This is a genomic window from Sphingomonas sp. BL-S-29 (genome assembly GCF_055521495.1).
Genome location: NZ_CM145482.1, coordinates 816,603 through 835,188, shown reverse-complemented (window position 1 = coordinate 835,188; position 18,586 = coordinate 816,603). Strand labels below are relative to the sequence as shown.

Genomic DNA, 18,586 nt, shown 5'->3' with positions numbered 1-18,586 from the left:
GGACCGCGCGTGCCTGCGCCTGACCGGGCGACGCGCCTAGTCGAGGCGCTCCGGACGGTTGAATCGAGATGACGGGGAAATAGAACCAAAACGCCGGCAAATGCTGTCCGGCCCGCTTGACGGGCGAACACCGTCCGGGCACTCAATCCGGCGATTAGACCCGGATCGTGAGATTACGGGCAAGTGTAGCGTGCAAATCTTAAAAGATCGTCAAAAGGTCGCTGAACTTGATCTCTCTTCACGACATCATCATGCCTGTCCTGGCGCCTATGCCGGACTCGCATCTGAAGAATGAATTGATCGGATCATTTTCGCGCCACAGACATCATTTCGCCAGGATCGAGACGGCGTTCCGGTCCCTGACCGCACGGCGGCAAGACCCGGAAACGCTGCGCCATTTCTTCCAGAGCTGGGCGCAGACCAATAACAGCGCGATGACGACGGCGGGGATCGGCAACCGTCTCACCCTGCTCCTGCACCGTAACAAGGACGTTCCCGACACGAGGGCGCTGCTGCGCGCGATGACCAGCCTTGACCGGATCATCGACGAAGATCTGGCGGTCACCCACAAGGTCCTGCATTCGGAAATGTACTACAGGATGGCGACGGACATCGTCGGCGACGACAAATGGTTGTTGCGGCGCTATCTTCATCCTTCCGCGATCGACTTCAAGGCGTGGAAGGACCAGGCGGCGCTGCGCAGCCCCGACCTGCTCGTGTCGCTGCTGACCACGCTCGCCCACGAGATCTACACGCATGGCGAGGTCGAGTTCATCCTCCCGCTGTTCACGCGCTGGCTACGCGAGGATTATGGCGTCCCATCATCCGAATGCCGCCGGACGCTCGACTGGATCAGCGTGCATTGCGGGCCGACCGAACGGAATCATTTCTTCCACGCGCTCGATGCGATCCGGCATTATGGCGACGCGATGGACGCCGATATCAGCGACTATTCGCTCGACGAGATCGTCGGCACCTATCTCGAGAAGAAGGCGGCCGTGCTCGATCATGTCTGCCGGGAGGCCATGGCCGAACTCGAGCCCGTGCATTGACCATCGCCGCGCGCGACGCGGACGCGCCGATGCTGTGGATTGCGGACTGCGACTTCACCCCCGATCCGCGGCCGGCGCTCGCCGCGGCGCTCGGCGACCCGCCGGTGGTGGCGGTCGCGCAACTCGCCTCCGCGCCGGTGATCTGCACCGCTGCCTATCTCGAGCGGCTGCGCGACCTGAACCAGCTGCTCGACCGCGCGCTGCGCGCGATCGTGACGCATTATGCCGACGATCCCCGCATTCGCACGGTCTATGCCCTGCCGGAAGCGCTCGAGGCGATCCTGCGCCTGGCGCATGGGCGGCCGTACCGGACCGGCTTCTATCGCCCCGATTTCGTCTACGACCTGGCAGGCGGCCCACGTCTTTGCGAGATCGGCGCGCGTTATCCGCTCAACGGCTGGATGCTCAGCCTGCGCGCCGGCGAAAGCTATGCGCTGCACGTCGCGCGCGCCGGGCTTGCGGTGCAGGCCGGGCAGGGCCGGTTCCTCGACGATCTGTGCGCCGCCTATCGCCCGGGCGAGACCGTCGCGATGGTGCATGCGCGCGAGGCGGGCACCGAGATCTTCCTGCTCGCCCAGGCGCTGCGCGATCGCGGCATCGCGTTCGTCCAGGCGCATCCTGCCATGCTGGCCGTGCAGGACGGCCGCCTCCTCGCCGCCGGCGCCCCAGCCGATCACTGCATCCTGGAAATGGATCGCAGCGAAGTGCCGCTGATCCCGCCGGAGGCGCTGCGGCACCTGATCGACAGCGGCGCCTATTTCAACGATGTCCGCACCCTGATCCTGGTCCATGACAAGCGCACGCTGGCTGTGCTGTGGAACGACGCGATCATGCGCGACCTGCTGACCGCGGAGGACAATGCGGCGCTCCGATCCTTCCTGATCCCGTCATGGACGATCGCCGACCAGGCCGGCTGCGACGCGCTGCTCGCGCGCGACGAGGACATGATCGCAAAGCGCAGCAGCGGCGGCCGCGGCATCGACGCGCTGGTGCGGAGTGAATGCGGCGAGGCGGCGTGGCGCGCGCGGCTGCGGGCCGGATGGGCGGAGGACATGTACCAGCTCTATCTTCCGCAACGGGCATTCGCCGCGCCCGGCGAGGCCGCACCGATTCACCTGGTCGGCATGCAATTGTGCCGCGACGACACCAGCTATGGCGCCGGCGTGTTTCGCGGATCCGACGAGAAGATCATCAACGTCCATGGCCGGCGCGGCCACATCTATGTCCCGCTGATCGCGCCGTGACGACGCTGTCCGTCATCATTCCGCTGTTCGACAAGCGCGCCTTTATCGGCGAGGCGATCGCGTCGCTGGCGCAGCAGGACATGCCGCCCGACCAACTGATCCTGGTCGACGACGCTAGCACCGACGGCAGCACCGAAGCCGCGGAACAGGCGCTCGCCGATCATGCCGACGCGCTGCGCCCGGCACGGGTGGCGCTGGTCCGGCGCCCGCGCAACGGCGGGCCCGGCGCGGCGCGCAACACCGGCCTCGACCGTGCCGACACCGACCTGATCCTCTGCCTCGATGCGGACGACGCCCTGCGCCCCGATGCGCTGCGCCGGATGCGCGAGGCGATGCGCGACCATGCGCTGGCGATGATGGTGCTCGGCTATGCGAGCGATCCGCCGGGCGAAGTGTTTCCGGAAATAAATGCCCTGGCCGGGGAGCTCACCCCGCTGGCGGGCGACGTCCTGCTGCTCGCCGATCCGCTGCGCGCCGCCGCGAATCCCGATTTCCTCATGGGCCGGGCGAGCAATGTGGTCGTGCGCCGCGACGCGATTGGGGCGCATCGTTATCATCCGGCGGCGCGGCTGAACGAAGGGATCGACCTGTGGTACCGCGTCGCCCGGTCGATCGTGGCGGGCGGCGGCCGGGTCGGGCTGTTCGCCGCGCCGCTGATCCGGTTCCGCATTTCCGGCGATAGCCTGTCGCACCGCGCGCATCGTGACTGGCGCACGCTCGAGGTGCCGCCGATCGTGCACCGGTACCGGGACAGCGGCGACCCGCATGACCGCGCGGTCGCGCGCATGCTGGCCGATCGCTGGCTGGCCCATGCCCTGTCGACCCTGCCCGACGACCAGAAGGCGCTGTTCCTCGTGCATCACGAGGATCTGCTGCTGCAGATGAACATGAGCGCAGCATGACCCCGCCCGACGACGCGACGCTGATGCGCGATTGTTTCCGCCGCGCACGCGAGCATGGCTTCTACCGCGCGCATTTCAGCGGCTTATCCGACTGGCGCGACGCCCCCGCCACCGACAAGAAGGTGCTGCTGGAGCAACTGAGCGACTTCGCGCCGGGCGACGAGCCGCGCGGCGTCTATCTGGTGCGCTCCGGCGGCAGCACGCAGCGGCCGCTGATCTTCCCGGTCGACATCGCCGAGAATCTCGCCCAGCGACAGGCGCTGTCGGCATGCCTGACGACGCACGGCGTGTTCGACGCCAGGACGGTCGCGCTCAACATCTTCGGCTATTCGGACCTGTACCGTACCGCCGCGATCCTCGACGACCTGCTCGAACGCTGCGACGCGACGACCCTGCCGATGAGCGCGCATGCGCGGTACGAGGACATGCTGTCGATCGCGCGGCGTTTCCGGCCGACGCATCTGCTCGGCACGCCGTCGAAGCTCATCCTGTTCGCGCATTTCCTGACCGATGCAGGCGAGACGCTGCCGATTCCGCAGCTTCTCTATGCTGGCGAGCCGCTGCGCGACACGACCCTCGCACTGTTGCGCGCGACCTTCGGCACGGAACAGATCTGGTCGCTCTATGGCGGGGCGGAGACCGGCATCTGGGCATGGTGCGACGCCAGCCGCCATCCCGGCCTGTTCCGGATCCTGCCGGGTCTGGTGGTGGAAATTCTGGCGCCGGACGAAGACGGCTTCGGCCCGCTCGCCGTCACCAACGGCTTTCGGACTCGCTTTCCGGTGTTCCGCTACCGCGTCGGCGATGTCGGCCGGCTGGTCGAACGCGACGGCGAGCGCTTCCTCGAGCTGCGCGGGCGCGACAGCCGATCCTTCCAGTTCGCCGAGATGACCTTCGACCTGGACCTGATCGCGCCGCTGGTCAGCGCGGCCGACGGCTTCCAGCTGCAGTTGCGGTTCGACGCGCGAGGCCGCGACACGCTGCAATTGCTGGTGGTCGACGAGGCGGGTGCCTGCGCGACCGAGGCGATCGCCGCACAAATGGCGCGGGTGCTGAACTGCGCCGCCGGCGCCTGCGAGGTCAGCCGCGTGCCGCGTGCCGGGCTGTACCAGGATCCGGCAACGACCAAGACACCGGCGATCGTGGATTTCCGGCGCTGATCGTCGGGACCGCGCTGGAGAGCTTTCCAGGTCGCGTTATCCTCCCTTCCGTTCGCCCTGAGCTTGTCGAAGGGCCGCTCTTTCTTCCCGGGGAAAGAATGACAGGGCTCGGCAACCCCCGGGTCAAGTCCGGGGCGGAACGGGAGAGGTAATTCCAGACACCCAGTTTTTGCGCTAGGCCCGGCTCAGCCGCGCCGTCCAGGCATAGCCGCGATAGAGCGGGCGGAAGTCGGCGTGGAGACCTTGCGCGGTGGCAATTTCCTCCACCGCACCGCGCAGGGTCGCGCGCGGCGAAACGTCGAACCGGGCGAGCCATGCGAGCAACAGCCGGTGGAACGCCCGGGGCAGGCCCTCCTGCTGGCCGAAATCGACGATGTCGAGCCGCCCGCCCGGCGCCAGCTTGGCCGCGCCTTCGCGGATCGCGCCGAGCCAGTCCGGGATCATCGACAGGGTATAGCTCTGGAACACCCGGTCGAACTGCGCGACGCCGAACAGCGCCTGCGCGTCGAACGCGGTCGCGTCGCCCTGCGCGAAGACGATACGGTCGGCCAGCCCGGCCTTCGCGACATTCCCGCGCGCGGTCTCCAGCATCGCCTCGGAAATATCGATCCCGTAGAAACGCGCGTTCGGCCACGCCCTTGCCGCGACGATCAGGTTGCGCCCGGTGCCGCAGCCGATCTCGATCACGCTGCCGCCCGGCGGCGGGGCGAGCTCGCGGATCAGCTGGTCGCGGCCGAGCAGATAATATTTGCGGGTCAGGTCGTAGAAATGGCGCTGCGTCCGGTAGATCGCATCCATGTGCCCCGCATGGCCTGCATCCATGCTCAGCCCAGCACGTACAGGTGCACGCCGCCATAGATCGAGGAGCGGTCGCGCTTCGTATAGTCCAGCGACTCCTCGGCGCGGTAATCCCAGCGGACCAGCACGTCATCGGGCACGCGCCCGGGCAGGATCGTCGCCGTGCCGGCGGTGCGGAACAGCACGCGCGCGCCGGGCTTGGCGGTCCGCGTGATCTCGGTCCACAGGTCGGTCAGCTGCTCGTCGGTCATCCAGTCCTGCGCGTCGAGCAGGATATACCGATCGAGCGACGCGTCCTCGCGGCTGCGCAGATAATCGGTGAAGTTGACGTGGCGCACCTCGATCCGGTCGACGCGCTCGACGATCTCTTCATAATGCTCGCGCTGCAGATAGGGCGGCAGCGGCGCCGACGGGCCATCGCCATAGCCGCGGTTGAACGCCTGCCAGGCGAAATAATTGTCCTTCAGGTCGAAATCGCAGGCGAGCTTTTCGAGCCGCTCGCGCAGCACGGTCGCCATCTTCTCGTCGCCGGCCAGCGCTTCGTACTGCGCGGGCGGGATGCCCAGGCCAAACAGCGAGGCCGGCTGGTCGGTCAGCCAGCGGATAAAGGCCTTGTCGAACATCGGCGCGAATTCGCGGTCGAAGATCTCGCGCTGCTCCTCGATCGAGTTGGCCTTGAGCAGCACCTTCGGGTTGAGCCCGTTCAGCCGCGCCAGGATATGGGCGGCGCTGATGAAATTGCCGAGCAGCCCGCGCTTGTACACGCCGCGGGCGAAGCCGCCGATGCGGCGGCGGCCAATCATGTCGCGCCCCTCCCAATAGCGCCGCGTAGTCTCGTCGAGATGCGGGCGCACATGCGTGCGATAGGCCTGGATGTTGGCGCGGCTGTTGGCGTTGCCGAAGAAGCGATGGAATGCCTCGTAATCCGGCAACTGCCGGGCGGCGGCGAGCTTCAGCTTGTTGAGCGCGATATGCGCGGTGTTGAGATCGACCGCGGTGATCGCCCGCGGATTGGCGGTGAGATAGGAGAGCACGTTGCAGCCGCCCGACGCGATGGTGACGACATGGCTGTCGGGCGTGATCGCCAGCGCCTCCATATCGACCGCCGGGTCTTCCCAGATCTGCGCATAGACAAGGCCGCGAAAGGCGAAAGTGAAGGCGCGTTCGAGCAGGCCCTGCTTGGACAGATGATCGTGCCGGTGCACGGCGGCGCGCACGGCCTTGTTCTTGGAAGCGGCGGGCGATCGATCGGCGACAGCCATGACAAACTCTCCTCGCGGACCTGTGGCAAGCGGGGCCCACGCCCCGCTAGGACAATCCGATGACGCTTCCATGACGGCCCCGCGACTAAAATGATAGAGTGTCGGGATGGGTAGGGGTGGCGGAGCGGCGGGCTCTCGCGCCTTTTGCCGGCGGTTGAGGTTCAGGCGTCCCGATCAGATAGCTTGCCAACCGCATCGCTATAGGCGAGCAGCGCATCTTCAGGCATTCAGATCGACGCATGACCCGCAGGCATTCCAGAAAAGATCCCTATGGAGACCTGCACCGCGAGGAGGAAGCTCCGGCGGAAGTCGTAGTCTGCTGGCTCTGCGGCAGGCCGACCGGCAAGACCATCGTCTGGCACCATCCCGTGCCCAAGAGCCGGGGCGGGCGTGACGTCGTGCCGATGCACCCGATTTGCCAGCAGACGCTGATCGCCAATTTCACCAATGCCGAACTGCAGCGCCACGGGATGGATGTGGACGCTCTGCTGGCCAACCCCAATGTGCGCAAATTCGTCGATTGGGTCGCGAAGAAGGACCCGGATTTCACCGCGACCACGGCCAAGAAGCAACGCTGACCGCGCCTGAAACCAACTCTCCGCTACCGGCCCGCATTGCCCGTGAACGATTGATTTCGGGGAAGCCGCCATCGGCCACGTTCGTGCCCGCACCGTAATGGACCTGCCGGCGAAAGGGGGGCCGGCAGGTCCGTACGCATGGCGCCGCAAAGGAGGGGGAATGGCGGCGCCCGGGTTACTCGCCTTTCGCTTGGGAAGGAAAGACGGAGCTAATACGCCCGTCGAGTCCGGTCGGACGCACGACGGCGAAAATTTATTTCCGCGGGCCGGAACTCAGACTGGCGAAAGCGCGCCCGTCGCGACGACCGGGCCGGTCGGCAGCCCGGTCGGCGAGCCGCCCACCGGTTCGAGCGAGACGGCAAGCGTCGCGCCCGCCGCCAGGCGCGCGCGGTTGGCCTGGTCGACCGCAAGGCTCGATGCGCCGCTCGGGCGCAACAGGCCGAGCGAATGCGGCACGCCGTCGCCGCCGATCACCCATAACTCCGCACTGCGGCGCGCATCGGCCAGGGCGGCGGCGGTCAGCCGCAGCGCACCGCTCGCCGGATCATAGACCGCCGTCACCGGCGCACCCTTTTCGACCGGCGCAATCGAGGCGACGAGCATGGTCGCGGGCACGGCGGCTTGAGTCGGTGCCGGGCGCGGCGTGTAGTCGATCGGCCGCAGCACGATGAACAGCAGCAGCGCCGCCGCCGCGACGCTCGAAATGCCAGCCGCCGCCGGCCAGAAGAAGCGGCGATTGGGCGGCGTCGGCACGTCCATCGCCGCAGGGCCGTCGATCGTCCATTCGACTCGCTCGAGCACGCCGGCGGGCGCCGTCATCGCCGGCCAGAGATCGAATAATGGCGCGAGATAGTGGCGCCACCGCTCGACCTGCTGCGCGAAGCCGGGCTCGGCGAGCACGCGGCGCAGCGCGACAGCGCGTTCCTCGCCGTCGAGGATGCCCAGTGCCAGCTCGGCCGCCTCCACGTCCGGCGTATCCAGATCGATATCGTCGCTCATCGCTCGAGGCATTCCCGGAGCTTGGCGAGGCCGCGGCGGACCCAGCTCTTCATCGTGCCCAGCGGCACGGATTCGCGCTCGGCCAGTTCGGCATAGGTGACGCCGTCGAAAAAGGCGGTGCGGATCGCGCCGCGCTGGCGATCCTCAAGCGCTTCGAGGCAGCCGTGAAGGCGGTGCGCTTCTTCGTCGGCGACCAGCGTGTCGCTGACAAGCGGCGCCTCGTCGAGGATCGGCGGCGCATCCTCGATCGGAGTCGCTCGCCGCACGCCCTGCGCACGACGCCAGTCGATCGCCCGGTTGCGCGCGATCGTCGCAAGCCACGTGATCGGGCTCGCGCGGTGCGGCTCATAGGCGCCCGCCCGCTTCCAGATCGTCAGATACACGTCGTGCAACACATCTTCTGCCGCCTGCCTTTCGCCGCAGATACGGTAGCAGATGCCGAAAAGCTTCGCGGAGGTGAGCGCATAGAGATCGCGAAAGGCCGCACGGTCCTCATGCCCCGTCCGGACCAGCGCCTCGACCAGTTTCAGGCGCGCGTCACTGGCCTGTTGCAGGGCGGCTTGGGGCGAATCCGTCACGATCGGGACGCTAGAGCGTTTTCGAGCTGGCTGGAACAGCCCGCGGCTCGGAAAACGCGACAACCAAAAAAAACGGGAGCACTTCGACCTTGGTCGACGTGCTCCAGCCCCGGCGGGTATGCACGGCAATCCCGCGCATACCCGCCAGTCGTTATTTCTCGGTCATGCCGCCGGCGACCGGCCAGTCGGTGTTGCCCACCCGGGTCAGCTGCATGTCGAAGAAGCGCTGCGGCGGCTGGCCTGGCATGATTCGGTCGCCCACCTCATGCCATTTCCCGTTCTCCAGCGTGGCGGTATATTTGATCGTCGCCGGGCCTGCCGGGATTTCCCAGACATAACCCCGCACACCCTCACCGGCCGCCGGCACGATCGAGAAGGTCCCGGCGCGTCCCTGCGCATAGGAGCGGAAGGTATAGGCGCTGGTCGCCGGATCATAGGAGATCACCGCGAACGCGTTGAAGCCTATCGAGCCGTCGGGATTGAAACCCTTGCCCTCGATCACCTTGATCGTGCCGCCCAGGAAATTGCCGATCCGCTCGGTCTGGGTCACCCGGTGCTCGCCACCAGGGCCCTGCGTTACGGCGGGGCCGCGCCAGGTGCCGTCCATCCAGCTCAGTCTGGCGATCGCGGCGCGTTGCGCCTCGATCGTGGCCGGATCGACCGCCTGCGCCGCCGCGCCGGTGAGAGGGGTTGCCGCCAGCACCAGCGCCGCGGCGCGCATCCAGAATTGTCTCGTCACGCCATGCTCCTTCTTCGATTGCGTAGGCCCGGCCGGGATGGCAGCCTTGCGCCATGCCGAGCGCCCGCCCCGCTTTCCGTCTGCCGACCGCGCCCCGCAACGCCGGCTTCGCGAAGCACGCCCGAAACTTCGCGAATCGCGCCATGGCCCTGCCGGGTTTCCCGGTTCTGCCCATTGCCGGCCTGGCGGGAGGCATCCTGATGGTCGTGGTCGGCGCGTTCGGCACCGGTGAGATGCCGCTCGGCACCCGCATCGCCTTCTGGGCAGTGCTGCTCGGCTGGAATGTGCTGAAATGGCAGCTCTGGTTCGCCCTGCTGGTCCACCGCACCGCCGACTGGTCCCGCGCCGCCGCGATCGGCACGATCATCCTCAACCTGCCGCTGCCGATCGAAATCTCGCTGGCGCTGCGCCTGTTCGGCGTAGACTATGCCGCCGATCCCGCGCGCACCTGGTCCGAGGCGCTGGCGATCAGCGGGGCGATCTTCCTCGTCCTGCTCATCGCCGGGATCAGTCGGCGAATGAATCCGCCCCCCGCCCCTCTGGTCGCCACCCCGTCGGCCGTGATGCCCGACGGGTTGCTCGATCGCGCCGGGCTAACCGATCCTTCAGCGCTCCATGCGATCGAGGCGGAGGATCATTATTGCCGTTTGCACCTTGCGGGCGGCCGCAGCCTGCTTGTCCTGCACCGCTTCGGCGACGCGCTGGCCGAAGTCGCGGATTATGACGGCGCGCAGGTGCATCGCGGTGCCTGGGTCGCGGCAAACGGCATCGCGGGCGCGCGGCGCGACGGGCGGCGCTGGGTGTTGCTGCTCGCCGATGGCGCCGAGATTCCGGTCAGCGCCAGCTTCGCCGCCACGGCCCGCGACCGGGCCTGGCTGCGTGTCCGGCGATAAAGCATCGGCTAGCGGGTAGCGTTCGCCGCGCGCTTTGCGTAAAGGCCGCCGCATCCGCTTTCGCCGAGAAGGAGCGCGTCGTTTATGCGCATCGCCATAGCATCCGATCACGCCGCCTTCGCGCTGAAGGACATGCTGGTCGCGTGGCTTGGGGAACAGGGTCATGAGGTCGCCGATCTCGGACCGCATTCTGACGCGCGCGTGGATTATCCCGATTATGGCTTTGCGCTTGCCGCGCATGTCGCGGCGGGCAAGGCCGAGCGCGGTATCGCCTTGTGCGGTTCGGGCATCGGCATCTCGATCGCGGTCAACCGCCATCCCGGCGCCCGCTGCGCGCTGGTCGGCGAGCCACTGTCGGCGGCGCTCTGCCGCGAACATAACGACGCCAACATCCTCGCCATGGGCGCCCGGCTGACGGGCGAGGACATGGCCAAGGCCTGTATCACCGCTTTCCTGGCCACCGAATTCGCCGGTGGCCGGCATACCCCGCGCGTCGAGATGCTCGGCGCCCCCAGCTTCGCGAAGGAACCCGCATGAGCACCAATCCCCGCAGCCTCAACGATGTCCAGCCGGACGGCTTCTTCACCCGCGGCCTCGCCGAGGCGGATCCGGCGGTGTTCGGCGGCGTGCAGCATGAGCTGAAGCGCGAGCAGACCCAGATCGAGCTGATCGCCAGCGAGAACATCGTCTCCAAGGCAGTGCTGCAGGCGCAGGGTTCGGTCTTCACCAACAAATACGCCGAAGGCTATCCGGGCAAGCGCTATTATCAGGGCTGCGAACCATCGGACGAAGTCGAGACGCTGGCGATCGAGCGCGCCAAGAAGCTGTTCGATTGCGGTTTCGCCAACGTCCAGCCGCATTCGGGCGCGCAGGCGAACGGCGCGGTAATGCTGGCGCTGGTCAAGCCGGGCGAGACGATCATGGGCCTCAGCCTCGACGCGGGCGGGCACCTGACGCACGGCGCCAAGGCAGCGATGTCCGGCAAATGGTTCAACGCGGTCGCCTACGGCGTCGATCCGGTCACGCACCTGATCGATTTCGACCAGGTCGCCGCGCTGGCGCGCGAGCACAAGCCCAAGCTGATCATCGCCGGGGGCTCTGCCTATCCGCGCCAGATCGATTTCGCGAAGTTCCGCGCCATCGCTGACGAGGTCGGCGCGATCTTCATGGTCGACATGGCGCATTTCGCGGGCATCGTGGCGGGCGGCCTGCATCCCTCGCCGCTGGAGCACGCGCATGTCGTGACCACCACCACGCACAAGACGCTGCGCGGGCCGCGCGGCGGCATGGTGCTGACCAATGACGAAGCGATCGCCAAAAAGATCAACTCGGCGGTGTTCCCCGGCCTGCAGGGCGGCCCGCTGATGCACGTCATCGCCGCCAAGGCCGTCGCGTTCGGCGAGGCGCTCCAGCCCGAATACAAGAGCTATATCGCCGCGGTCGTCGAGAACGCCAAGATCCTCGCAGCCACGCTCAAGGAGCGCGGTGCCGAAGTCGTCTCGGGCGGCACCGACACGCATCTCGCGCTGATCGACCTCACCCCGCTCGGCGTGACCGGCAAGGATGCCGACGAAGCGCTGGAGCGGGCCGGCATCACCTGCAACAAGAACGGCATCCCCAACGATCCGCTGCCGCCGACCAAGACCAGCGGCATCCGCGTCGGCTCGCCCGCGGGCACCACGCGCGGCTTTGGCCCCGCCGAGTTCCGCGAGATCGGCAACATGGTCGCCGATGTGCTCGATGGCCTGCGCAAGAATGGCGAGCAGGGCGACGCCCAGGTCGAAGCGGCGGTGCGCGAGCGCGTGCTGGCCTTGTGCGCGCGCTTCCCGATCTATCCGGAAGGCGTGTGATTTGAGGTGTCCGTTCTGCGGCCATGAAGACAGCCAGGTAAAGGATAGCCGCCCGACCGAAGACGGCGCCGCGATCCGCCGGCGCCGCCAGTGCGAGGGCTGCGCCGCGCGGTTCACCACCTTCGAGCGCATCCAGTTACGCGAGCTCTATGTCATCAAGAGCGAGGACAAGCGCGAGCCGTTCGACCGTGAGAAGCTGCTCCGCTCCGTCTCGATCGCGGCACGCAAGCGCCCGATCGATGCGGTGCGCCTGGAGAAGCTGGTCTCCGGCATCCAGCGCCAGCTCGAGACCCAGGGCGAGAACGAGGTGCCCTCGAAACGCATCGGCGAGATGGTAATGGAGGGGTTGAAGGGCCTGGATTCGGTCGCGTACATCCGCTTCGCCAGCGTCTACAAGGATTTCCGCGAGGCCAGGGACTTCGAGGAATTCGCCGGCAATGTGAACGAGGTGGGCAAGGGGTGAGTTGGGTTGAAGGCTTGCCTTCTCACCACCGTTCGTCCTGAGTAGCGGCTGAGCGAAGTCGAAGACGCGTATCGAAGGACAGGTTTTGAGCTTCTACGCCTATATCCTGCGCTGCTCCGACGGCAGCTATTATGCCGGCCATACCGACAATCTCGAGCAGCGCCTGGGGCAGCATGATCGCGGCGAAGTCGAGGGCTATACCCAGAATCGGCGTCCGGTGTCTCTCGCCTGGTCGCAGGATTTTCCCTCCCGCCTTGAGGCACTCGAAGCCGAACGTCAGATCAAAGGCTGGACGCGTGCAAAGAAGGAGGCGTTGATCGCCGGGGATTGGGAAGCCATCCGGGTCCTCGCGCGCAAGTCCCTCGATACGGGTCTTCGACAAGCTCAGCCCCTACTCAGGACGAACGGGGAGGAAAAGACACGAGTGTCGCTTCCATCCCTCGCCCCGCCGCCCGTCATCGTCCTCGTACGCCCACAGCTCGGCGAGAATATCGGCAAGGCGGCGCGCGCGATGCTTAATTTCGGGCTGACCGAGATGCGCCTCGTCTCCCCGCGCGACGGCTGGCCCAATCCCTCGGCTGGCCCGGCCGCGTCGGGCGCCGATGTGGTGCTCGAACAGGCGCAGGTGTTCGACAGCGTCGCCGATGCCGTGGCCGATTGCGCTCATGTCTATGCCACCACCGTGCGCAAGCGCGGGGTGACCAAGCCCGTCGTCACCCCGGACGAAGCCGCGACGGCGATCCATGCCTCCACCGCGCGCACCGCCATCCTGTTCGGGCCGGAGCGGTCGGGGCTCGAAAGCGACGACGTCGCGCTTGCCCGCACGATCATCACCGTGCCGATCAATGCCGAGTTCGGGTCGCTCAACCTTGCCCAGGCAGTGATCCTCGTCGCTTATGAATGGTCGAAGGGCATCGCGCTCGCTTCCCCGCCCGAGACCGAAATGCCCGAACCGGCAGAGCATGAGGAGCTGGAGGGCATGATCCTGCAACTCGACGCCATGCTGGAGGCAGCGCATTTCTTCTATCCGCCCGATCGCACGCCAGTGACGAAGCGGACGCTGCGCACCCTGCTGACCAAACCAGGCTGGTCGAGCCAGGAAGTGCGGACGATGCGCGGCGTGCTGTCGGCCCTTGCCGGCGCGAAGCGATCGAAGGCGCCGCGCCAATCCTGAACGTAGGGCAGCGCACCGGCTATGCCGGACCGCCGATTGCGATTATGCCGGACATGTTCATCGCCCCAACAAGAGCGCGACGCCCGCCGATGGCCGACCTGATTCCGCCCGATGCGGCCACCCCTTATCTCACCATCCGGGCCAAGGGCGAGAAGAGCCCGCTCGAGATTCCGACCGACACGATCATCCAAGCCTACAAGCATCATGGCGCGCTGCTGCTGCGCGGCTTCACCACTGACCTCGACGTTTTTGGTCGTTTCACCGCGCAGTTCTGCTCTGGCTCGGTCTTCAACGAAAGCCGCGGCCGGCAATTGCTCGACGATGCGCGCAATATCCAGTCAGTCAGCCTGGGCACCGCGGCGTTCCCGCTCCACCCCGAATTGTCGCGCGAGCCGTGGAAGCCGGACGTGTGTTTCTTCGCCTGCCTCCACCCGCCGCGGCGGATGGGCGCGACGACGGTCTGTGACGGTAGTGCGCTGGTCGAGCGGCTGCCGTCTGCGCTGCGCGCAGAGATGGCCGCGCGGCGGCTGCGCTACACGCGACATACGACACAGGACGAGCTGATCACCTGGTTCGGCACGACGGAACCATCCAATGCGCAACTGGCCAATCCGCCCGCGCGCTGCCCCTTCACGTTCCGGCTAGACGGCGACCAGATCCGGCGCAGCTTCAGCCGCCCCTTCCTGCACAAGCCGATGTTCACCGATCGACTGGCCTTTGGCAATTTCCTGCTGTTCGCGCGCTACAGCATCGATCGCTGGGATTTTCCGCTGTTCGACGACGGCACGCTCGTCCCGCCCGCCTGGACTCATCTCGTCCGCGACATGGGCGAGGAGATTACCGCGGCGGTGGCATGGCGCCGCGGCGATATCCTGATGCTGGACAATACGCGCTTCCTGCATGGACGGACGGCGGTGGTGCCGCGCGACGGGCGGCTGATCGCCTCCTATTTCGGCTATCTCAACTTCGCCCTGCCCGATCCGGAGGCCCCGCCGAACCCGCCATGGCGTCAGGGCGGATTCTGGCCCCCGCGACCTTCCAGCTAATCTTTCCGTCGGTCGAACGCCGCCATCTCATACGCGATCGAGGCCTCGACCAGCCGGTCCCACAGATCGGCGATCACGGTGCCGGGCAGGCCCGCCGCTTCGGCCGCGGCGCGGGCGTTGGCGATCACCCGCGCCTTGCGGACCTCGTCGCGCACCGCGCCGCGTTCGGTCTTGATGCGGGCCGCCGCGTCCATATAGGCGAAACGGCGCGCGAACAGGGCGATCAGCTCAAGGTCGACCTGGTCGACGCCGGCGCGCACCTCGACCATATTGGAACAATCGGCGCCTGGCAGGATCGTCTCGGTCATATGGCCTGATAACGCCACTGGGGCAGGTGTCCAGCGCTGCAGCGCCCCTCACTAAATGGCCGTTCTGGAACCAACTATTCTGTCACTAAATCGCCCTTTTCTGGGGTCTTGCGAGTAAGCCTAGTTAAAGCTACCTCTCCGGCAACGCTGCACTGCGGCGAATTGCGACTCGATTGTGTCTCCTGAGGAAAGTCTACCATGCGTCTCTTTGCCACCCTGGCGCTAAGCTGTCTCATGCTCTCGTCCACTCCGGCATTCGCCAAGGACGACAAGCCCGCCGATCCCGACAAGAAGATCTGCCGCCGCACCGAAACCACCGGCTCGATCCTCGGCGGCAAGCGCCAGTGCCACACCAAGGCGGAATGGAAGAGCATCGACGAGGCGAATGCCGATGCGGCGCGCAGGTTCACCGATCGTCGTGTCGGCATGGGCACCGGCCCGCTTTGACGCGGGCGTTATAAGGTTGACCGCGGCGACTCTTTCTGCAAGAGGCCGCCCCTTCGCAAAAGGCCCCGCACTCCGGTGAAGCGGCGGCCCTGCCTGATTCTCGAATCCTCGATTCCGAATCATGGGGCAGAGCGATGACCGGATATCGATCGGCGCCTTCGGGTGCCGGTCTTGTTGTTGGCACTTGCAAAGGTAATATACATGTCGAAGCGCTCCAGCGCCAAGTACAAGCTCGATCGCCGTATGGGCGAGAACATCTGGGGTCGTCCGAAGTCCCCGGTGAACAAGCGCGAATACGGTCCCGGCCAGCACGGCCAGCGCCGCAAGGGCAAGGTTTCCGATTTCGGCATCCAGCTGCGCGCCAAGCAGAAGCTCAAGGGCTATTATGGCGACGTGACCGAGAAGCAGTTCCGGGCATGCTACCATGAGGCCGCCCGCATGAAGGGTGACACCGGCCAGAACCTGATCGGCCTGCTCGAGCAGCGCCTCGACATGATCGTGTACCGCGCCAAGTTCGCGCCGACCGTGTTCGCCGCGCGCCAGCTCGTCAGCCACGGCCACATCAAGGTCAACGGCGTGAAGTGCAACATCGCGTCGCGCCGCGTGTTCCCGGGCATGGAGATCACGCTGGGTTCCAAGGCGCAGGAAATGGCGCTGGTGATGGAAGCGCAGAGCCTCGCCGAGCGCGACATCCCCGATTACGTCGCGCCGGACGGCACCGCCAAGGTGACCTTCACCCGCGTGCCGACGCTGGACGAAGTGCCCTATCCGGTGAAGATGGAGCCGAACCTGGTCGTCGAGTTCTACTCGCGCTGATCGATCGGTCTTCCGGCAAAAGACAAAGGGCGGTCCCGCAAGGGGCCGCCCTTTTTCGTTCCGTCAGAATTTCATCAGACAAGCGCCGGCAACGTCCGAATCTTTGTGGGCGCCCAATCCGGCTTCGAAAAATCGAAGGCATGATCGGGCGCCTTTCCTCCGTTCCTCATAGGCTGAAGGCGACCGAACCATGCCCGTCAACGCGTTCAAAGATGAAGATTGGCGCGCAGGAAAATGTCGATCTTGTCGAGCATCTCAGCGCGCACCTTGTCGTCGACGAGTTGGTGATCGAGGCCATCATATTCGACGAGCTGGACGTTGGCGCCCGCGTTTTTCAACCGCGACTCCATCAGTCGCGACTGCTCGATCGGGACGTTCAGATCCAGGTCGCCGTGGAACATCAGAACCGGCACTTTGATACGATCCGCGTTTCGCGCGGGCGAGCCCTGGACGAGATGCGGCCCGGAACCGAACCGAAGCTGAGTCAGCTTGTAGTCGGAATAGTCCTTGCTGCGTTCCAGCATGACAGTGAAATCGGTCACGGGAGCAACGGCCGCAATCGCCTTGAACAGGCCCGGGTCAAGCACGCCCGATTGTAACGCAGCGTACCCGCCATAGGACCAGCCAACGATCGCGATCTTGTCGGCAGCGGCAATTCCTTCCTTCAGCAACCATCGGCCGCCGTCATCGACGTCTCCAATCGCGGTTTTCCACGACCTGATTGCATTCTCCTTCATCCAGGCATCGCCATAGCCGGTCGAGCCGCGATAATTGGGTTGCAGCACTGCATAGCCGCGATTGGCAAAAAACTGCGGCAACCAGGAAAATGCCCATTCATCACGCGCTTCGGGACCGCCGTGCGGCATCACGATCGCAGGAAGGTTCTTGCCGTCGCTTCCGGGCGGGAGCGTAAGATATGCGGGAATCATCGTCCCGTCCGCCGCGGGGAACTTCACCGCCTTCATCTCGGCAAGTGGCGTCTTTGCAAGTTGCGGGCGGACGGCCATGATCTCCGTCAAACCTTTCGTCGTCTTGTCGAACAGGTAGAAGCGACCCGGGTCGGAATCGCTTCCCGCCCACAACAGCAGCTTCTTCTCGTCCGCGCTCGCATCGACGAAGCTGATCAATGGCTTGCCGGGGAGGGCCTTGGACAGCGATGCCGAAAGAGCCTTCAGAGCGGGATCGAAGAACGCCGTCCTCGGCTTCTCGTCGCTGTAGGAGATACCGACGACGCGGTGCTGACGACCGATCTGTACGAGCTGATCGACATCGACATCGGGCCGCTCATAGACCAATTCGCGTTTCAGGCTGCCATCCAGCGCGATCTTGTAGATGGCGGTGCGCCCAGTCTCGTTCGCGGCGCCGTAGACCACGTCGAGATCGGAATCGACGGCGTAAGGCGTGAAGCCTGTCGTACCGGAACTCGTTATCTCCGAGGTGCCGAGCGGCAGCCAGTCCCGGCTGCCTTTCTTTCGATATGTGTAGACGAGTCTTTTGCCATCATAACCGGTACTGGTTTCCGGCTGGATGCCCATCACGCGAACAATGCCGTGCCCGTCGGAAATATAGTCGAACGCGCTGCTCTTCGGCTGCTCCACCGTCTTACGCGCGAGGCTGGTGGTATCGACCCGCTCGACCCCGTACCCCTGCTTTGAACTCGCCATGATCGTGCCCACGGTCTGCTCCGGCACGAAGTTTCGCGACATTAACACGGCACCGCTGTCGTCGCCGAGCCAGTCGACGATGCCCCCGCCGCCCAACGCGACGCCCAGCGAATTAGAGGTGCCGCGCGCACTTAACGGCTTCATATCGGATCCGTCGGGCTTCAGCGTCACCAGTCTGGTATAGGGCATGGGCTTGCCGCTCACCTTCTCGATGACGAAGAAATTGCAGATCAGCCGCGTATTGCTCGGCCACGCGCACCACATCAAACGTTCGGGATCGCCCTTGGAAGCCAGGATCGGCTTCATTTGCGGCGTGCCGACCAGATTGACGACGTACAATAGAGCAGATCGGCCCGGGCCGGGCTGGATCATTGCAATCATGGTACCGTCCGGCGAAAGGCTGATGCTTTCGATGGAGTCCCGCGCGCCGAACTTCATCGCCGCATCGCTTGCGGCGGCCGCCGGCTGCACGACCGACGCGGAGGCCATCGCCCCCGCCAATATCCACTTTTTCAATGCCGCCCCCGAATTCAAGATGTTATCGAAACAATAGCCAGGCCGCAGGCTCAAGCAAACACGGGTTCCCTCCATTTTGGTTCTATCCCCCACCGCT

20 protein-coding genes are annotated in these 18,586 nt (G+C 65.8%); 13 read left to right on the top strand and 7 right to left on the bottom strand.

The window, feature by feature from the left end; all coding sequences use genetic code 11:
- Window positions 1-269 precede the first annotated feature (269 nt).
- Genes ACZ1I2_RS04040 through ACZ1I2_RS04025 form a run of 4 tightly spaced genes read left to right on the top strand, consistent with a single transcriptional unit; the run spans window position 270 to window position 4,358 of the window.
- Window positions 270-1,052, top strand: a complete 783-nt coding sequence (locus ACZ1I2_RS04040; RefSeq protein WP_465181580.1) for a hypothetical protein — start codon at window positions 270-272, stop codon at window positions 1,050-1,052.
- Window positions 1,049-2,296, top strand: coding sequence for a hypothetical protein (locus ACZ1I2_RS04035; protein ID WP_465175059.1), 1,248 nt, complete (start codon window positions 1,049-1,051; stop codon window positions 2,294-2,296). Before ACZ1I2_RS04040 ends, ACZ1I2_RS04035 begins: the two co-directional genes overlap by 4 nt.
- Entirely contained in the window at window positions 2,293-3,198 is a 906-nt protein-coding gene (locus tag ACZ1I2_RS04030) for a glycosyltransferase family 2 protein (RefSeq protein WP_465170921.1), read from the top strand. Before ACZ1I2_RS04035 ends, ACZ1I2_RS04030 begins: the two co-directional genes overlap by 4 nt.
- On the top strand, window positions 3,195-4,358 hold the full coding sequence (locus ACZ1I2_RS04025) for a phenylacetate--CoA ligase family protein (protein ID WP_465170922.1): 1,164 nt from the start codon (window positions 3,195-3,197) through the stop codon (window positions 4,356-4,358). The genes ACZ1I2_RS04030 and ACZ1I2_RS04025 overlap by 4 nt, the downstream gene beginning before the upstream one ends.
- Window positions 4,359-4,532: 174 nt before the next feature.
- On the opposite strand, the gene ACZ1I2_RS04020 is transcribed toward ACZ1I2_RS04025, so the two are convergent.
- Both ACZ1I2_RS04020 and ACZ1I2_RS04015 read right to left on the bottom strand, forming a co-directional pair.
- Window positions 4,533-5,156 carry a class I SAM-dependent methyltransferase gene (locus tag ACZ1I2_RS04020; RefSeq protein WP_465181579.1) on the bottom strand — a complete coding sequence of 208 codons (624 nt, stop codon included), beginning with the start codon at window positions 5,154-5,156 and terminating at the stop codon, window positions 4,533-4,535.
- 26 nt (window positions 5,157-5,182) lie between these two features.
- Entirely contained in the window at window positions 5,183-6,418 is a 1,236-nt protein-coding gene (locus tag ACZ1I2_RS04015; RefSeq protein WP_465170924.1) for a BtaA family protein, read from the bottom strand.
- Between the two features lie 239 nt (window positions 6,419-6,657).
- Between ACZ1I2_RS04015 and ACZ1I2_RS04010 the strand changes: the two genes are divergently transcribed.
- Window positions 6,658-6,996, top strand: a complete 339-nt coding sequence (locus ACZ1I2_RS04010) for a hypothetical protein (RefSeq protein WP_465170925.1) — start codon at window positions 6,658-6,660, stop codon at window positions 6,994-6,996.
- 273 nt (window positions 6,997-7,269) lie between these two features.
- On the opposite strand, the gene ACZ1I2_RS04005 is transcribed toward ACZ1I2_RS04010, so the two are convergent.
- From ACZ1I2_RS04005 to ACZ1I2_RS03995, 3 genes are all read right to left on the bottom strand, one after another.
- Window positions 7,270-7,995 carry an anti-sigma factor gene (locus ACZ1I2_RS04005; RefSeq protein WP_465170926.1) on the bottom strand — a complete coding sequence of 242 codons (726 nt, stop codon included), beginning with the start codon at window positions 7,993-7,995 and terminating at the stop codon, window positions 7,270-7,272.
- Window positions 7,992-8,573, bottom strand: a complete 582-nt coding sequence (locus tag ACZ1I2_RS04000; protein ID WP_465170927.1) for a sigma-70 family RNA polymerase sigma factor — start codon at window positions 8,571-8,573, stop codon at window positions 7,992-7,994. Before ACZ1I2_RS04000 ends, ACZ1I2_RS04005 begins: the two co-directional genes overlap by 4 nt.
- 151 nt (window positions 8,574-8,724) lie before the next feature.
- A complete protein-coding gene (locus ACZ1I2_RS03995; RefSeq protein WP_465170928.1) occupies window positions 8,725-9,312 on the bottom strand; it encodes a DUF1579 domain-containing protein in 588 nt (195 codons plus the stop codon).
- 53 nt (window positions 9,313-9,365) lie between these two features.
- Here ACZ1I2_RS03995 and ACZ1I2_RS03990 point away from each other — a divergent pair, with 53 nt between their 5' ends.
- The 6 genes from ACZ1I2_RS03990 to ACZ1I2_RS03965 all read left to right on the top strand — a co-directional run bounded on the left by ACZ1I2_RS03990 (window position 9,366) and on the right by ACZ1I2_RS03965 (window position 14,738).
- Window positions 9,366-10,205: a LytTR family DNA-binding domain-containing protein gene (locus ACZ1I2_RS03990; RefSeq protein WP_465175060.1), complete on the top strand. Its 840-nt coding sequence runs from the start codon at window positions 9,366-9,368 to the stop codon at window positions 10,203-10,205.
- Window positions 10,206-10,289: 84 nt separating this feature from the next.
- Window positions 10,290-10,742, top strand: a complete 453-nt coding sequence (gene rpiB / locus ACZ1I2_RS03985; RefSeq protein WP_465175061.1) for a ribose 5-phosphate isomerase B — start codon at window positions 10,290-10,292, stop codon at window positions 10,740-10,742.
- Window positions 10,739-12,055: a serine hydroxymethyltransferase gene (glyA, locus tag ACZ1I2_RS03980; RefSeq protein WP_465170931.1), complete on the top strand. Its 1,317-nt coding sequence runs from the start codon at window positions 10,739-10,741 to the stop codon at window positions 12,053-12,055. The genes rpiB and glyA overlap by 4 nt, the downstream gene beginning before the upstream one ends.
- Before the next feature lies 1 nt (window position 12,056).
- Window positions 12,057-12,518, top strand: coding sequence for a transcriptional regulator NrdR (nrdR, locus tag ACZ1I2_RS03975; RefSeq protein ID WP_465170932.1), 462 nt, complete (start codon window positions 12,057-12,059; stop codon window positions 12,516-12,518).
- A gap of 85 nt (window positions 12,519-12,603) precedes the next feature.
- A complete protein-coding gene (locus ACZ1I2_RS03970; protein ID WP_465175062.1) occupies window positions 12,604-13,692 on the top strand; it encodes a TrmH family RNA methyltransferase in 1,089 nt (362 codons plus the stop codon).
- An 89-nt stretch (window positions 13,693-13,781) separates the two neighbouring features.
- On the top strand, window positions 13,782-14,738 hold the full coding sequence (locus ACZ1I2_RS03965) for a TauD/TfdA family dioxygenase (RefSeq protein ID WP_465175063.1): 957 nt from the start codon (window positions 13,782-13,784) through the stop codon (window positions 14,736-14,738).
- Here ACZ1I2_RS03965 and ACZ1I2_RS03960 read toward each other — a convergent pair.
- Window positions 14,735-15,046 carry a chorismate mutase gene (locus ACZ1I2_RS03960; RefSeq protein WP_465175064.1) on the bottom strand — a complete coding sequence of 104 codons (312 nt, stop codon included), beginning with the start codon at window positions 15,044-15,046 and terminating at the stop codon, window positions 14,735-14,737. The genes ACZ1I2_RS03965 and ACZ1I2_RS03960 overlap by 4 nt on opposite strands.
- Before the next feature lie 198 nt (window positions 15,047-15,244).
- Here ACZ1I2_RS03960 and ACZ1I2_RS03955 point away from each other — a divergent pair, with 198 nt between their 5' ends.
- Window positions 15,245-15,493, top strand: coding sequence for a hypothetical protein (locus tag ACZ1I2_RS03955; RefSeq protein WP_465170936.1), 249 nt, complete (start codon window positions 15,245-15,247; stop codon window positions 15,491-15,493).
- Window positions 15,494-15,694: 201 nt separating this feature from the next.
- Window positions 15,695-16,309, top strand: a complete 615-nt coding sequence (gene rpsD, locus ACZ1I2_RS03950) for a 30S ribosomal protein S4 (RefSeq protein ID WP_372857725.1) — start codon at window positions 15,695-15,697, stop codon at window positions 16,307-16,309.
- Between the two features lie 206 nt (window positions 16,310-16,515).
- Here the strand turns inward: rpsD and ACZ1I2_RS03945 are convergent, their stop codons facing one another.
- Window positions 16,516-18,543: an alpha/beta hydrolase family protein gene (locus ACZ1I2_RS03945; RefSeq protein WP_465175065.1), complete on the bottom strand. Its 2,028-nt coding sequence runs from the start codon at window positions 18,541-18,543 to the stop codon at window positions 16,516-16,518.
- Between the last annotated feature and the right edge of the window lie 43 nt (window positions 18,544-18,586).